This window comes from Paenibacillus sp. FSL K6-2859 (assembly GCF_038008265.1).
Classification (GTDB): domain Bacteria; phylum Bacillota; class Bacilli; order Paenibacillales; family Paenibacillaceae; genus Paenibacillus_AQ; species Paenibacillus_AQ nitricinens.
The window spans coordinates 5,935,562-5,952,597 of the sequence record NZ_JBBOYU010000001.1 but is presented as its reverse complement, the minus strand read 5'-3'; the positions used below and the strand labels follow the sequence as shown (position 1 = coordinate 5,952,597).

Here is a 17,036-nt window from a genome sequence, read left to right as displayed (position 1 = left end):
TAAAAAAACTGCAAGCTCATGATTGAGTTGCAGTTTTTTTTGTCGTTTTAAGAAGCCTGCTCAAATTGGCTATTGTAAAGCTCTGCATAGAATCCGTTTCGAGCCAGCAATTCCGCGTGGCTGCCGCTTTCCAGGATATCGCCGTCCTTCAGGACCAGAATCACATCAGCGTTCTTGATCGTTGAGAGCCGGTGTGCGATAACGAAAGAGGTTCTGCCTTCCATAAGCTTATCCATCGCCTGTTGAATCAGCAACTCTGTACGGGTATCCACTGAGCTTGTAGCTTCATCAAGAATGAGCATGGGAGCATCTTTCAGCATCGCGCGAGCGATAGTCAGCTGCTGCTTTTGTCCGGCGGACAGATTAACCTTATCGTTCAGCACGGTGTTGTATCCGTCACTTAAGGATTTAATGAAGCGGTGCAGGCCAACGGACTTGCAAGCCTCTATAAGCTTCTCGTCCGTTATGTTCTGCTGATTGTAAATCAGGTTCTCTTTGATGGTACCTTCAAACAGCCAAGTATCCTGCAGGACCATACAGAACAGATCATGAATATTTTCTCTCGTCAGGCTGCTGATCGGCGTATCATCGATGTAGATTTCTCCGCCCGTCAATTCGTTGAACCGGATGAGCAGATTGACCAGCGTAGTTTTGCCTGCGCCGGTAGGACCAACGATAGCCACTTTCTGCCCAGGTTTTACATCTGTCGAGAAGTTATTGATAATCAGTTTTTCTGAAGTCTCATACGCAAATTGTACTTGATCAAATTTTACTTTACCTTTAGCAGTTGGCATTGTGTTCTCTTTGTGGCTCTCGTCTTCCATTTCCTCAGCCTCCAGAAATTCGAACACGCGTCCGCCAGCTGCAGATGCAGCTTGCAGACTTTGCGCGGCCTGGGCAATCTGGGACAACGGCTGGGTAAAGTAACGTACATACATAATGAAGGCGACGATAACCCCAAAAGAAATCGTGCCGTTCATGGCGAGTACACCACCAACGATACAGACGGCAACGAATCCTAGATTACCAATAAAGCCCATCAGGGGTGGCATCAGCCCAGAGAGGAATTGCGCTTTGAAGGCGCTGTTCTTCAGTCCCTGATTTAATTCCTGGAAGGTAGTGCGCATCTGCGCTTCGCCATTATACGCTTTAACTACATTATGTCCTGTGTACACTTCTTCGACATGACCGTTGATTTTACCTAAATACTCCTGCTGGCTAGCAAAATATTTCTGTGATTTCTTCATAATGACCACCATAAGGCCAAAGCCGATGATCGTTGCCACGATAGCGGTAAGGGTCATAATTACATTGGTCTTCAGCATCATGACGATCGAGCCGACGAACATGGCTATGGCGGTCACGACATTACCAATACTCTGATTCATCGATTGCCCGATGGTATCTACATCATTCGTTACCCGGGATAAAATATCACCTGTGGCCGATTTATTATAGTAGGAGATTGGAAGTTTGTTCATTTTATGAGCCAGATCAGTTCTTAATTTCTTCGAGACCTTCTGGGTAATAATCGACATGATCAAGCCTTGCGAGAGTGACAACAACGCACCGACGCCGTAAATTACGACGAGGGTAATGCCAATGGTAGTAATGCCGTCCATATCGATGCTGCCGGCAAGACCAGCTGTAATTTTGTCGGTGATCTCGGAGAGTTTGTCCGGACCGAATAACGTGAGCACCGTTCCAACTGCCGCGCAGATTAGCGCAATCACAATAACCGGGACATATTTACGGCAGTAGCGGAGCAGCTTGATCCATGTATTCTGGCCTTTATTTTTGGTTTTCATTATGAAGCTCCTCCTTCGTAAGCTGAGAATAAGCAATTTCCTGATAGATGTCGCAGGACTGCATTAGTTCGTCATGGGTTCCCATACCTGCGATTCGTCCGGCTTCCAGCACAATGATCTTGTCGGCATCTTTAATTGTACCAATACGCTGTGCAACGATCAGCATCGTTGAATCATTCGCGTCTTTCTTAAGTTCACTGCGCAGTTTGCGGTCAGTCTTATAGTCAAGCGCGGAGAAAGAATCGTCAAAGATTAATATTTCTGGACGCCGGGCAATCGCTCTGGCAATCGATAGCCGCTGTTTTTGCCCGCCAGACAGATTCGTTCCGCCTTGGGCGATATGGGCATCATAGTTCCCCTCTAGCTTTTCTACAAATTCAGAGGATTGGGAAGTGTACACTGCATCTACAATATCTGAACTGAGGACCTGACCGGATCCGTTCTCACCAAATGCAATATTGGAGGACACTGTTCCGCCAAATAGAACAGCCTTCTGAGAGACATAGCCCATTTTATTCCGCAGCGCTTGCTGGTCGTATTCTCTGACATTGATACCATTTACCAGCACTTCGCCTTCTGTAGCATCATAGAAACGGGGAATGAGGTTAACAAGTGTACTTTTCCCGCAGCCTGTAGATCCGATAAAAGCAACCGTCTCCCCCTGCTTCGCCGTGAAGCTGATGTTCTCCAACACATATTCCTCTGCATCTGGATATTTGAAGCTAACCCCCTTGAATTCAATTTCATCTTCTCGCTTCACAGGGAATTGAGTTACTGATCCATTCTTCAAGCTAGGTACTGTTTCTAGCACTTCATTGATACGTTTAGCCGATACTTGAGCACGGGGCAGTAGAATAAAGATCATAATCAGCATCATAAAGGCCATAACCACTTGCATGGCATAAGATGAGAATACGATCATATCTGAGAACAAGCCCATCTTGGCAGTACCCTCGGCTGCTTGAATGAGCACTGCACCCACCCAATAGATGGAGAGACTGAGTCCACTCATAATCAAAGTAATACTTGGCATCAATAGGGTCATTACATTGTTGGCAAATAGGTTGGTGCTGGTAAGCTCGTTGTTGGCTACAGCGAACTTCTGTTCTTGATATTCCTCGGCATTATACGCCCGGATGACACGAAGACCGTTAAGATTCTCTCTGGATACACGATTCAGATTATCTGTAAGCAGCTGCAGCTTTTTAAATTTAGGCAGGACGAGCACGATACAGACTGCGACAATAACTACTAGCAATGCGACCGCAGCACCTGTCGTAAGAGTCCACTCCCAGCTTTTACCCGAAATCTTGAGTATCGCCCACACTGCGAGGATTGGTGCTTTCACGAGTAGCTGTAAGCCGATCACAATCAGCATTTGTACTTGCGTGATGTCATTCGTGGATCGGGTAATTAGACTGGCTGTTGAGAAGTTGCTGATCTCCTCCATGGAGAAGGACTGCACCTTATCGAACAAATTGGAACGCAGTCTTGCAGACAAGTCGGCCGCTATTCTCGCAGCAATGCCCGCTACAACAACCGAGGTCGCCAGACTGCCAAGAGCACAGAGTAGCATCCAGCCTCCTGCGACAAGAATTTCATTCATTTCGCTTCCTGGTGTCTGGATCAGCCGGGTAATATCACTCATGTAGTCAGGCAGTTCTAAATCCAGCCAGACTTGAGCGATGATGAACATAAGGCTGATTCCGAATAAGAACCATTCTTTGGGTTCCAGATTCTTGAGTAATTTCAACATAAGAATGACTCCTTTGTATTAATGATGCTCTGATTGTAAAGGAGAATAATAAACTGAAAGTTAACTTTTGCTGAAAAAAATGAAAAGCCCTGAAAGAACCCAAAGGTTCTATCAAGGCTTAGATGAGGCAGGGAGTAGCATCGTAAAGGTTGTTCCCTGCAGCGGAACACTGTCGCAGGTGACGGTTCCGCCGTGCAGTTCAATGATTTTTCGGACTATCGTAAGCCCCAGGCCATTGCCGGCAGAAGAGTGAGAGGTATCTTGCTGATAGAACTTGTCAAAGACTTTTGGAAGTGCACTTGGACTGATGCCTACTCCATTATCACGGAATGTAATTTCGACCTGATCTTTCAACCGCCTCATGGTCACTTCGATTTCGCCATGCTCTGGAGTAAATTTAATCGCATTGTCCAATAAATTCAGCCAGACCTGGTTCAGCATCTCTTTATTTCCGGGTACCATATAGTCCTGCACGTTGGCTTTAAAGGATATATGTTTTTTCGTAAGGTTAGTATGCTGCAGCAGGACGCATTGGCGAATTTGTTCTCCAACATTGAAGGGCTGCCGGTCGCTTAATATCGCCTGTGCCTCTACTTTGGAGAGATTCAGGACATTGGAGGCCAGAGCGGCCAAACGGGTAGATTCCTCGATAACAATATCTAGGTATTCATTTCGTTCATCCTTGCTCAGCTCATCATCCTTCAGGATTTCAGCGAACCCTTTAATCGACACAATCGGAGTACGGAATTCATGGGAGAAATTGTTTACAAAGTCTGTACGCAGAATTTCAATACCACCTAGTTCCTCAGCCATCCGGTTAATATTCTCGGAGAGAATTTTGAATTCTGGAGGGTGCTTGAGCTGCAGCCGCATAGAGAAGTCCCCTCCGGCCAACTGGTCGATCGCATCAATAAATGTGCGGATTGATTTCAGCATCCTGCGACTGGTAATTACCGATGTGACGGTACCGATAATGGTGCAGGCAATCAATATAATCAAGGTTAGGATTTTTTTGTCCTGGAGAATCCGTTCATCCAGCAGGCCAAAGACTAAGGACAGATAGGTTAGGATTCCGGTGATTAGCACTGTAATAAGGAAAATAATAAATACAGCAAGCGAGAAGTAGATCGGCAGGCTGATTTTGTTGCTTAGCTTTTTAATCATGTTCTCACCGCCTTGTATCCGAGACCGCGGACGGACACAAGTTCGAACTCCGGATAGTTCTCAAACCGTTTCCGCAAGCGGTTGATATGCACATTAACCGTAGTGTCTGTAGTTTCGCTGTCCATCCCCCAGATTTCGTCCATCAACTGGATTCGAGTGAAAATGCGCTCTGGATAGGATAGAAGCTTATAGAGGAGATGGAACTCCTTCTGAGGAAGTGTCTGTTTTTCATTGTCTCGAATTACTGTTAACGCATCGAAATCAAGAATGACTTTACCAACAATAAGCTTCCGGGCGCTTACAATCTGCGAGCGGCGCAGAAGGGCTTGTATTCTCAACAGCATTTCCTCTATATCTACAGGCTTGGTCATATAATCATCAGTTCCGAGACGGAATCCTTTTTTCTTATCTTCTGGAAGCTGTTTGGCCGTTGCCATGAGGATCGGGATCATGTTGTTGGCATTCCTTAGCTCTTCGGCGAATTCGTAACCATCCATTCCAGGCATCATGATATCGAGGATAATCAGATCAATGTGCTGGACTTCAAGAACTTCCAATGCCTGAATGCCATTCTCGGCTGTTAACACTTCATAACCTTCCCGTTTCAGGACAGCGTTCATCAGCTTTCTGACATGCTTATCGTCTTCCACAACAAGGATCTTAATCATGGTTTCACTCCAATACTTAGCTTAAGATTTCATTGCATTCTGAGATTGGGCAGACTTAGTTAGGTTGTCTCCCGTTCAATCAGTTGAAACGACAGTGGCTGCAGCTCCATGTCCAGTCCAAGCAATGCAGGAGCCAGCAAAAGAAAAGCATTCTCTGCCTGTCCCGCAATCGGATTCTGAATAGTGGTTATTCCGAGCGTCTGCGACAGCTTTGAATTGTCAAAACCAACGATGGCGAGGTCCCTTGGCACATCTAGCTTCTGCCTGCGAGCTTCGCTGAGAACACCTACCGCCACCAAATCATTGGCGCATAGAATGGCATCCGGCGGTTCTGGTTGTCCCATGAATGTCTTCACTAATTGCTCTCCGTCTTGAATTCCATAAATAGTGGTGTAATACCATTTCTCGAGGACGGGAAGATTATATTTGGACATGATTTGTTCGTAGGCTAATCTTCGGCTCTGAGTATTAATGCTGCTAGGACGGCCAAAAGCATTGGCGATACGTTTATACCCTCGTTCTATCAAATGCTCCAGAGCAAGTGCATATCCATCATATTGGTTCATGGCAACGGAAGGGATTTCAGGATGGTCCATGCGCTGCCATGACACGATCGGTCCGTATTTGCAGTAGGAAGTTATGACATGTTTATCGTTAACAGCGGTCAAAATAAGCAGGGCGTCGACTCTTTTTTGTTTAAGATCTTCGAACGCTTGAAGCTCTTTTTGCTTATCTCCGCCAGTGGTATAAATAATCGTCTGATACCCGTAATGGCCGGAAATTTCGACGAAGCTGTTCATAAAGCACAGAATAAGCTCATTTAGGTCTAAGGTAATCATGCCGATTTGCTGAGTTTGGCCTTTCGATAAAGAAATAGCATTCCGATTGGGAACATAGTCCGTCTCCTTCATGATGGCGAGAATTTTCTCTCTTGTCTCCTTGCTGACATGTGGGGAATCGTTCAGAACTCGGGATACCGTAGCTTTAGAAAAGCCTGATAGCTTAGCAATTTCGTCAAGAGTAGACATCGACTTCTCTCCTTTGCATGATTAATGCTTGACATGTAACGCGTTCCAAGAGTTAGGATTCGGATTAGAGCAGTAATCCTATACTATCACAATAGCAAAGGCGGGAAGAAATATGAACTTACAATTTCCAGAAGGATTCTTATGGGGCGGTGCTGTAGCTGCTAACCAGCTTGAAGGGGCATACCAGGAAGATGGAAAAGGCTGGTCTACCCAAGATGTTATGCCACACGGAATTAAATCTGCTCCTACAGAGGTTCCTACCGACGATAACATGAAGCTCATAGGTATCGACTTCTATCACCGCTATAAAGAAGATATTAAGCTGTTCGCAGAAATGGGCTTTAAAGTATTTCGGACATCTATTGCCTGGTCCCGAATTTTCCCGAAAGGGGACGAGCTGGAGCCAAATGAAAAAGGCCTGCAGTTCTATGATGATCTATTCGACGAGTGTCATAAATACGGTATCGAGCCGTTAGTAACGATTTCCCATTATGAGACTCCGCTGCATCTGGCACGAGAATACGATGGATGGGTTAATCGCAAAATGGTAGATTTTTACGAGCGTTATGTGCGAACGATCTTTAATCGTTACAAGGACAAGGTTAAATATTGGCTGACCTTTAACGAGATCAATTCCATTCTAGAGTTCCCATTTATGAGCGGTGGGATCAACACGCCATTGGAACAATTGAGCAAGCAGGATTTGTATCAGGCGATTCATCATGAGTTCGTAGCAAGCGCTTTGGCTGTGAAGATCGGCCATGAGATCAATCCTGATTTTAAAATAGGATGTATGGTGCTAAGTATGCCGATTTATCCACTCACTCCTCATCCGGATGATTTGATCCGAGCGATGCAAAGTGATCATAAAAATATGTTCTTTGCAGATGTTCATGCTAGAGGATATTACCCGGGATACATGAAGCGTTACTTCAAAGAAAACGGAATTCACATTCATTTTGAGCCAGGGGACGAAGAAATTCTCAAGCATACCGTGGATTTCATATCGTTCAGTTACTATATGAGCACTTGTGAAACGGCTGATCCAGAGAAACAGATCAGAGGGGAAGGGAACCTGTTAGGCGGGGTGCCAAATCCGTATCTGGAAGCGAGTGATTGGGGATGGCAAATCGATCCGCAGGGCTTACGTTATGTGATGAATATGTTCTATGACCGATACCAGAAGCCACTCTTTGTTGTGGAAAATGGTCTGGGTGCCGTGGATCAGCTCGTTGTAGATGGAAGCGGTGAAAAGGTGATAAACGACGACTACCGGATCAATTATTTACGAGATCATCTGGTACAGGTGGCGGAAGCGATTGCCGACGGCGTGGAAGTTATGGGGTATACAAGCTGGGGCTGCATCGACTTGGTCAGTGCAACAAGCGCCGAGCTGAAGAAACGTTATGGCTTCATTTATGTGGACCGTCATGATGATGGTTCAGGTACGCTGGAAAGATTCCGCAAGAAGTCCTTCCATTGGTACAAAGAAGTGATTGAATCTAACGGGCAGAGCCTGTTATAATAGCGAAAGTCCTGATCGTCAAGATCCTCTTGATGATCAGGACTTTTTATTATGCAAATTATGGTTATCGTTGACATGGCTAATGGGACATGTTAATTTGTAAGTAATAAATTAATCGGATATCAGGATTGCTACTGCATAGCAGGCAAAACCTAAGTTTCATTTATGTTAACGGGAGATTTCTCTCTCGTGCATGGATGTGATTTAGGTTTTTTTTCGTTCACTGTGTTCCGTGATTAATTGATCTGATCTGTTACCGAAGGGGTGTACGAAAATGAGTTATGAGCAGCTAGGTAAAGACATTATTCAATCTGTCGGTGGGGAGAAAAATATTAATAACGTGATCCACTGTGCCACTCGACTAAGATTCACACTTAACGACGAACAAAAAGTGGATAAAGAAAATCTGGAGAAAATGAAAGGGATTATTGGAGTGGTCAGCAAAGGGGGACAATTCCAGGTTATAGTGGGTACCCATGTAGCTGATGTTTATAAAGAGATTGCTAAATCCATTTCCCCTAGTAGTGACTCTGGTGAGAAAAAGGTAAAGAAACCGCTAGGGACTCTGATTTTTGATGTGATTTCTAGAAGTTTTTCACCACTGATTGGTGCCTTAGCAGGTGCGGGTATGTTGAAAGCGCTGTTAACCGTATTGACTTCGTTAAATGTTTTAGCGGCAGACGGTGAGACTTATAAAGTATTGGCTGGTGCTAGTAATGCTGTGTTCTATTTTCTGCCAATTTTCTTAGGTATTACATTATCGATGAGACTGGGTGTAAATGCTTATGTGGGTGGTAGTATCGGTGCAGCCTTGCTTGAACCTAACATTACGGGATTAGCGAGTGTTGAATCTCCACATTTTTTAGGAATTCCTTTAGTCATGTCAGACTATTCCTCAAGCGTATTTCCGATTTTTATCGCCATCTGTATATACGCTTTACTGGATAAGCAACTAAGAAAGTTTATACACAAGGATTTGCAGATGTTCTTGGTTCCAATGATATGTTTTATTGTGATTGTGCCTTTAACCCTGTTGGCTTTCGGACCCTTTGGCGTGAATGTAGGGAACTTAATTGGAGATGCTATATTGTTCCTCAGTACAAAGAGCGGTATCGTTACGGGGGCAATAGTAGGGATCTCTTGGACGTATTTGACCGTGCTCGGATTGCACTGGGGGCTTGTACCGATTATTCTTGAGAACATTGCTAAGGGCGGAGATCCGATCTATGCAATGGCAGGTATGGCTATTTTCGCCCAACTTGGTGTAGCCTTGGGGATCTTCCTGAAAACAAGAGATAAACAGTTGAAAACATTGGCTGCTAGTACATTTTTACCAGGAGCGCTCTCAGGTGTAACTGAACCTATTATTTACGGATTGTTGACTCGTTACAAACGTACCTTTATATATGTAACCATTGCTGGCGGTATAGGTGGCGCACTTAGTGGTCTTTTCAAAGTGAAGATGGAAGTCTTCGCCTTTGTGAGTGTATTAAGTCTTCCGGCATTTTCTCCATTAGCAGTGCAAGCGATCATTGCTGGTGTGACGATTATTTTGGCAATGGTGATTACAATGATGTTTGGTTATGAAGATAAAAAGAAAGTGAATGCTGTAGAAGAAAAAGTGAATGATGTCGCAGAAAAGACGAATACTGACAAGAGCGAGGTTATTCTCCCTCACGCTGTGAAAAGTTCAACCGTTGTCAGCCCTCTAGCTGGTAACGTAATTCCTTTAGGCTCCGTAGATGATGCGGCTTTTGCCTCTGAAGCAATGGGCAAGGGCATGGCCATCGAACCTACTGAAGGTAAGCTTTACTCACCGGTTAGTGGGGTGGTATCCACCATTTTTAGAACAGGTCATTGTATTGCCGTAGTATCAGACGAGGGCGTTGAAGTCCTGATTCATATCGGGATAGAAACTGTGAAATTAAAAGGTAAATATTTTGATGTGAAAGTTGAAGAGGGAACAACCGTCAAACAGGGTGAACTCTTGATTGAATTTGATCTTGAACAAATAAAAAATGAAGGTTATCAATGTACAACACCGATCATTATCACCAATACTGCTAATTATAGTGATGTGATTGGTACCAAGAAAACGGCTATCACACCGGGTGTGGATTTGATGACTGTTGTAGTTTGATCTTTTGTCGAACATTATAACAACAGACTAGCTACGCAAAATGGAAAGGATTGCAAGGAGCTGTAATATGCGGATTGAGAAAGTGTTGAACAACAATGTTGTTACTGTCATAGATGATCACAATGTTGAATTGGTAATCATGGGGAGAGGACTTGCCTTTAAGAAAAAGCGAGGAGACTTCTTAGCGGAAGAGAAAATTGAAAAGATATTTACTTTAAACAATCAAAAGCTTTCAGATAAGCTAAAAACGCTGCTTTCTGAGATTCCAATTGAGCATATGGAGTTATCAGAAGAGATCATCAACTTTGCCAAGCTACAACTCGGTAAAATGCTGGACGATAGTATTTATGTTAGTCTGACCGATCATATCAGTTTTGCCTTGGAGCGCTTCTCAAAAGGGCTGAAGATTAAAAACGCTATGCTTTGGGAAATTAAAAGGTTCTACAAGGAAGAATACGAGGTTGGGAAGGCTGCGCTGCAAATTATTCATTCCAAGTTCGGTATTAGGCTACCTGAGGATGAGGCAGGACATATTGCTCTCCATCTGGTAAATGCTGAATTAAACGAAGAAATGCCCAATATGGTAAATATTACGAAGATTATGAACGACATCTTAAATATCGTGAAACATCATTTCAGGCTAGAATATGATGAAGAATCCCTTGCCTATTACCGCTTTATTACTCATTTGAAATTTTTCGCGCAACGCCTCATTAATGGTACTCCACCGCCTGATAATGAGAATGGCTTATTTAATTTGGTGAAGGAGCAATATAAGGAAGCTTTTGCAAGTGTTGAGAAAATTAAAATCTATATCGACAAAACCTACAACCGTGAATTAACAAATGATGAAATGCTGTATCTCACCATTCACGTTGAAAGAATCACTAATCAGATCATGGAGTAGGGAGAGTCCTAACAAATCAAGGAGGCCTTGATTTGTTAGGACTTCTTTTTTAGGGGCTAGGCGCTGTATATTAAATTTTAACTTTGACTTTCGCTAAAAACACGTATAAGATAACTAGTATGATTTTCTATGATAATCATTATCAATAGATTGATAACAATTATCATAGAATCAACTTCGATAGTTAAAATACAGGGGGATAAAGAAAATGCACAAAAGGTTAATCAGTTTATTTATGATTATAGCTGTCATATTAGTGGTAGCAGGCTGTGGAAATAATTCAAAGAACAATGCGGTATCCAATACAGGAGCAGCTGACAATACGGTCTCTGATAAAACGAGCACTGAATCTACAGGCGGACCTATTGTACTAAAAGATTCTAAAGGTGAGATTACGCTGGACAAACCTGCGCAAAAGGTTGTGGTATTAGAATGGACCTTTACGGAGGATATTATTGCGCTAGGAATGCAGCCAGTAGGTAATGCCGATAACGAGAACTATAAGCTGTATGTGACTTCTGAAGCACCACTTGATGCAAATGTGACTGATGTTGGTTCCCGTGATGAGCCAGATCTGGAGACGATTGCTTCATTAAAGCCTGATCTGATTATTGCCAATACGGGTGGGCACGAAGGAATTTATGATCAACTAAAAGGTATTGCGCCAACACTGATTTTCGGTCTGTATCCGAATGAAGGAGAAGGCGATCAGTACACTTTGATGGAAGAAACCTTCAAAACGATTGCAGCGGCAGTAGGCAAAACTGCAGAAGCCGATAAGGTTCTTGCTGATTTGGATACACACTATGCGGATGCAAAGGCAAAGCTGGCTGAAGTAGGGAAAGAAGGCTTGAACTATGTACTGACCCAAGCTTACAGCTATCAAAATGCAGCAACGTTGCGTCTGTTTACAGATAACTCACTTGCGGTACAAACATTGGATCGGATTGGTCTGAAGAACGACTGGAAACCGGAGAAATTCGAAGCTTACGGATTCAGTACCTCAACTGTTGAAGCGTTGCCAGCTGTTCAGGATACTAACCTGATGTATATCGTTCAGAAGGATGATAATATTTTCACGAAAGAACTGAAGGATAATTCCGTTTGGAACGGACTTAACTTTGTAAAAGAGAATCGTACTTTCGGATTGAGCAGTACTACTTGGGTGTTCGGCGGCCCGATCTCCTCTAAAGTTATCGTGGATGAAGTTGTAAATACATTAACGAAATGAGTGCATTTATGAACGGGAAGAGTAGCAAAGAGGCCTCAAGTGGAATGACCTGGCGAATCATTGGAATATTTGGGGGCGGCCTTGCCGCCCTCTTTGTTCTATCCATTCTTAGTCTAGGCTTTGGAGAAGCCAAAATCCCGGCAGCTACGGTGTTGGAGGGATTGCTGAACCGCCAGGATGTGATGGAACATAATCTGCTCTGGGATATTCGGATGCCGCGTACGGTGATTGGCCTTCTGGCTGGTGCCGCTCTGGCAGCGGCTGGAGCCTTACTGCAGACGATAACGAAGAATCCGCTCGCTTCCTCAGATACATTGGGGATTAATGCCGGTGCTTATTTTATGGTTGTTCTTGGTATGGTTACTTTCCCGGCTTTGCAGCATCAATTCCCATTCTTGCTGGCAGTTGCAGGGGGATTGTTTGCAGCTTTAGCTGCTTATTTGCTGAGTGGAGGTAAAGCGGCTACACCTGTCAGATTGGCTTTGTCAGGTATGATCGTGTCTATGGTTCTCGGAGCATTTACATCCGCCCTACATATTTTTAACAAGAACGAAACGCAAAATTTATTCTTATGGGGTTCAGGATCACTGATTCAACTAGATTGGGACGGTGTGAAGTATGCCTGGCCTTTTGTAATTACACTGCTTATAGCCGCTGTGCTCGGAGGCAGACAATTTGATGCTTTAGAGCTCGATGAGTCCACAGCCCGTTCACTTGGGCAACGTGTTGGGTTGGCACGGGGATTAGGTCTAGGCTTATCGGTATTGTTGGCTGCGGTCGTGGTCAGCGTGGTTGGTCCGATCGGATTTGTTGGTCTGGTGGCTCCACATCTGGTTCGGCTTAGCGGTATTCGAAAGCATCACCTGCTCATTCCTGCAAGTGCGCTGTGGGGAGCCCTGCTCATTACGGCAGCGGATACGCTCGCGCGGGTAGTGCGCAGCAGTGTGGGTGAAATGCCGGTTGGTGCAGTAATGGCGATTATTGGCGCGCCGTGGCTTATTTGGCTGGTGCTGACCAAGATGAAAAATATATCGGGTTCAGGTGCTGGTCAGTCATCTATGAATATAGGAGGGACAGCGCTTCGGATGCGCTTTGTTCCGGCGGTGATATTCATGAGCATACTGCTCATTGTTGTTATCCTTGTGAGTTTGTCACTTGGAGGAACCAAAATACCAATTAGCGATCTGCTAAGCAGTCTTGTCCATAGCGGTGATGGATCTTATTCCGTCCTGCTGAATTTACGACTTCCACGTACACTCGTTGCGGCTGGAGGCGGTATTGCGCTTGCCATTAGTGGTGTCTTGATTCAAAGCGCTGTCCGAAATCCGCTGGCCGACGCGTCCATTATTGGTGTGACTTCGGGTGCTGGACTAGGAGCGCTAACCGTGATGATCGCTTTTCCGGCATTGACGGTATTAGCGGTCCCTATTGCAGCAATTGCAGGTGGTGCACTGGCAGCGGCTTTTGTGTTTTTTATGGCCTGGCGTAGAGACTTGAATCCTTCTGTCCTGATTCTGCTTGGGATCGCGGTATCAGCGATTGCCTCTGCGGGAATACAGGTTATGATCGTCAAGGGCAGTTTATGGAGCAGCAGCTCTTTAATTTGGTTAACGGGTTCGACTTACGGACGAAGCTGGAATCAATTTAATAGCTTGTTTATTTTCCTGATTGTACTCGTTCCATTGGCATATTATTTGGGGCGTAAATTCGATTTGCTAGCATTTGGCGATGAGAGTTCAACAGGTTTAGGACTACCCGTTCGAGGAACTCGGCTGTGGACGATGATTATCGGTGTGATGCTTGCAGCGGGAGCCGTTGCAAGTGTAGGAACCATAGGATTCCTCGGGCTCATGGCGCCGCATGCAGTACGGATGATGATTGGACATCACACGAGACGATCCATTGTTCTGTCAGGATTACTTGGCGGAATAATGCTCGTGATTGCGGATACGCTGGGAAGAACCATTATGGCACCAAAAGAAATCCCATCGGGTCTTATTATAATGTTGATCGGAGCCCCGTATTTCTTGTTCTTGATGTATCGGTCTCAGGTTAGAAAAGTATAGATTTTACTATAAGATAAAATAGGGGGTGTTCCAAAAGCCGTAACAATGGTCATTGGGGCATCCCCTAATTCATTAGGGCTTCCTCGATCTAGATCGCCTTAAACTTCGTTTCATTCGATGAGGAGCTTACACATACGCAGTTGCGCTATCGGACACAGCCACCCCTAAATCAGCTTTATTCCGTATCTGAAGTGGGAAATGACTGCATAGCCGCTATTGGCATAAAAATTATTCAGTTTGCCCCTCTTACTAAGGAATAACGTCGCTGGAGGTCGAATTCAAGCTCCAAAGGCTAAAAACTTGCAAATAACGTCATTTGAGTCCTTAAACCTCAGCAAATGATGACAATTCATAGTTGCAGGCCACCCAACGTCTACAAAAAAACAGCGATTCTCGCATATTGAGGATTGCTGTTTTTTTTAATTGGATATTATCGATTGTGAACAATTATTTAACTATTATTCTTAATTTTGTATATTTCAGTTTGCTAGTTTATACTTAGAACCTATATTGTAGAATTTTGGAAATAGGGAGCGGGATTATGTGAGACTCTTCGACAGAAAAGGTATAAAAGACGACAGTAAAGCTACAAATAACTCTAGTGAATTAAGAATCAATATTTTTTTCTTTAGCACTTTTATTATTTTTTGTGTGATTATCCTTCGTCTTGCAGTCTTGCAATTTGTCGAAGGATCTAAGTTTACTGAAGCCGAGGCTAATAGGGATATGAAAATAGTTCCATTATCAGCAATGAGAGGGAATATCCTCGCAGCTGAAGGTGAGAAATTGGCCTATTCTACACCCGTTCAATCTTTATATCTCACTTTGCAAAAAGAATATACTGCCACAAAAACAGATAAAACGACCCGAAAAACTACATTAACTGCCGAGGCAAATCATAAATCAAACACACTGGCTAGCAAGTTAGCAGCTGCCTTCGAAACCTATGGTGATCCTAATGAGAAAAAAATTACAGCAAAAGAGATCCTTGAGGTTATGGATTTATATTCTAAAAAATCATCTGGATATATGGCACGAAGAATTAAATCAGGTTTATCCAAGAAAGAAATTGCTTATTTTTTGGAGCACAAAAACGAATATCCCAATCTTGAGGTGTTAGAGGAAAGCTCTAGGCATTATGATGCCGATACGGTGGCTGTACAAGCGGTTGGTTATGTGAAATTTTTTAAATCCTCTACTAGTTTAGATCTTTATAAGGATGTACTTCAGGCGATGAAAACTAATCAGGACCCTGGTCTTAACTATAAAGAGGATGAACTAGTAGGCTTTGATGGCTTGGAGCTGCAATACCAGAAGGAGCTTCGAGGACAGAATGGTTATAAGGAAGTTTCGGTAGATCCGCAGAATATGGCGGAAAAAATCGTCAGTGTTGAACCTCCGGTTAAAGGGAGTAATATCTGGACTACGATAAATAAAAAAATTCAGCTGAAGACCGAAGAGGCCATTAAAGAGCAGATTCAGTGGTTGCACTCGCACACCGTACAGGGGGAAACACATCCTGATGCTTTAACAGGTTACGCTGTAGCCATGGAAGTCGATACAGGTAATATTATTACGATGGCGAGTATGCCTGACTATGATACGAATGATTGGGCTACGGGTTCGATCTTACCGGAGAAGTATGAACAAATCGAAAAACATTATCAAAACGGAACGATCACTCCCTTTTCATCAGGAAGATCGGGGCATAATTTCGAATCCACGGTGCTGCTCGGCTCGACCATAAAACCATTGAGTGTACTGATTGGATTAAAAGAGGGCTTTATCAATACATCTTCTACTTACCAAGATAAAGGAATCACCTCATTTGGTAGAGAGGGACATGAGACCTTTGTAAGGAATTCATCGAATCATGTATACCACTCTTTGTATCCTTACACGGCAATTGAAAAATCCTCAAACGTATATATGGTTGATATGATTGGGAAAAAATTGTATGACAAGTACAAGTCTAAAGGTATCGATGTATGGGACACCTATATGAAGGAATTTGGTCTTGGTGTTTCAACAGGTATAGGTTTACCTAGGGAATACCTGGGCGATCTGAATTATAAGGCTGAAGCGAAAGCTGGATCTGTTCAATCTGCGCTTGTGTATGCTTCTTTTGGACAGCAGGGGCGTTATACAGTTCTTCAGTTAGCCCAATATGCGGCTACTTTAGCCAATGAAGGGCAACGAATTAAACCGCAGCTGGTAAGCAAAATCACTGATTCAGATGGGAAGGTTATCAAAGCGTTCAAACGGGAAGTGCTTGATGAAGTGACCCATTTCGATCCATCCTATTGGCGGGAAATCAAGAAAGGGATGAACAGTGACGTTAAAAGTGCCTTCGGCGATTTCCCTTATGATTTTGCCCGCAAAACAGGGACTTCACAACAAACGGATAGTAAAAAAGTTAACCGGGATAACGGAGTGTTTATAGCCTTTGCACCACGTGACAATCCAAAACTTGCTGTGGCTGTAGTCATTCCTGAGGGTGGGTTCGGATCAAATAGCGCCGCACCTGTCGCTAGGAAAATCTTTGATGCGTATGATTGGGAGTATGGATTGGACGGAATTCCGAAGAAGAATATTGTGAAAAATACGAACGAATAATCGATGGGAGAGCGCATTCCGCGCTCTCCTTTTTCTTTTTCCAAGAGGGTTTGTGATCGATTAATGGAGCTGAGTCTAGATTAAAATATTGTAACCAGTAAATCATGAAACTTTTATATAGTTAGAA

The 17,036-nt window shown here is 43.8% G+C and carries 11 protein-coding genes; 6 read left to right on the top strand and 5 right to left on the bottom strand.

All coding sequences use genetic code 11. The features are described from left to right. Positions 1–47: 47 nt before the first annotated feature. The 5 genes from MHB64_RS26410 to MHB64_RS26390 all read right to left on the bottom strand — a co-directional run bounded on the left by MHB64_RS26410 (position 48) and on the right by MHB64_RS26390 (position 6,424). Positions 48–1,808: an ABC transporter ATP-binding protein gene (locus MHB64_RS26410; protein WP_341135731.1), complete on the bottom strand. Its 1,761-nt coding sequence runs from the start codon at positions 1,806–1,808 to the stop codon at positions 48–50. Next, positions 1,792–3,564, bottom strand: a complete 1,773-nt coding sequence (locus MHB64_RS26405; RefSeq protein WP_341135730.1) for an ABC transporter ATP-binding protein — start codon at positions 3,562–3,564, stop codon at positions 1,792–1,794. Before MHB64_RS26405 ends, MHB64_RS26410 begins: the two co-directional genes overlap by 17 nt. A gap of 111 nt (positions 3,565–3,675) precedes the next feature. Then, positions 3,676–4,728 (bottom strand): HAMP domain-containing sensor histidine kinase, encoded by a 1,053-nt coding sequence (locus tag MHB64_RS26400; RefSeq protein ID WP_218832786.1) that lies wholly within the window; start codon positions 4,726–4,728, stop codon positions 3,676–3,678. Continuing rightward, positions 4,725–5,396: a response regulator transcription factor gene (locus MHB64_RS26395; RefSeq protein ID WP_341135729.1), complete on the bottom strand. Its 672-nt coding sequence runs from the start codon at positions 5,394–5,396 to the stop codon at positions 4,725–4,727. Before MHB64_RS26395 ends, MHB64_RS26400 begins: the two co-directional genes overlap by 4 nt. A 59-nt stretch (positions 5,397–5,455) precedes the next feature. Continuing rightward, positions 5,456–6,424, bottom strand: a complete 969-nt coding sequence (locus MHB64_RS26390; protein WP_094877118.1) for a LacI family DNA-binding transcriptional regulator — start codon at positions 6,422–6,424, stop codon at positions 5,456–5,458. Positions 6,425–6,536: 112 nt separating this feature from the next. Here MHB64_RS26390 and MHB64_RS26385 point away from each other — a divergent pair, with 112 nt between their 5' ends. From MHB64_RS26385 to MHB64_RS26360, 6 genes are all read left to right on the top strand, one after another. Next, a complete protein-coding gene (locus tag MHB64_RS26385) occupies positions 6,537–7,949 on the top strand; it encodes a glycoside hydrolase family 1 protein (protein ID WP_280788502.1) in 1,413 nt (470 codons plus the stop codon). Between the two features lie 274 nt (positions 7,950–8,223). Then, on the top strand, positions 8,224–10,089 hold the full coding sequence (locus tag MHB64_RS26380) for a beta-glucoside-specific PTS transporter subunit IIABC (protein ID WP_341135728.1): 1,866 nt from the start codon (positions 8,224–8,226) through the stop codon (positions 10,087–10,089). Between the two features lie 67 nt (positions 10,090–10,156). Further along, a complete protein-coding gene (licT, locus tag MHB64_RS26375) occupies positions 10,157–10,996 on the top strand; it encodes a BglG family transcription antiterminator LicT (RefSeq protein ID WP_341135727.1) in 840 nt (279 codons plus the stop codon). 208 nt (positions 10,997–11,204) lie between these two features. Further along, positions 11,205–12,227, top strand: coding sequence for an ABC transporter substrate-binding protein (locus MHB64_RS26370; RefSeq protein WP_094871834.1), 1,023 nt, complete (start codon positions 11,205–11,207; stop codon positions 12,225–12,227). Continuing rightward, positions 12,224–14,293 (top strand): iron ABC transporter permease, encoded by a 2,070-nt coding sequence (locus tag MHB64_RS26365; protein ID WP_341135726.1) that lies wholly within the window; start codon positions 12,224–12,226, stop codon positions 14,291–14,293. Before MHB64_RS26370 ends, MHB64_RS26365 begins: the two co-directional genes overlap by 4 nt. A gap of 543 nt (positions 14,294–14,836) precedes the next feature. Next, complete coding sequence (locus MHB64_RS26360) at positions 14,837–16,909, top strand: peptidoglycan D,D-transpeptidase FtsI family protein (protein WP_445671623.1); 2,073 nt, start codon at positions 14,837–14,839, stop codon at positions 16,907–16,909. Positions 16,910–17,036: the final 127 nt, after the last annotated feature.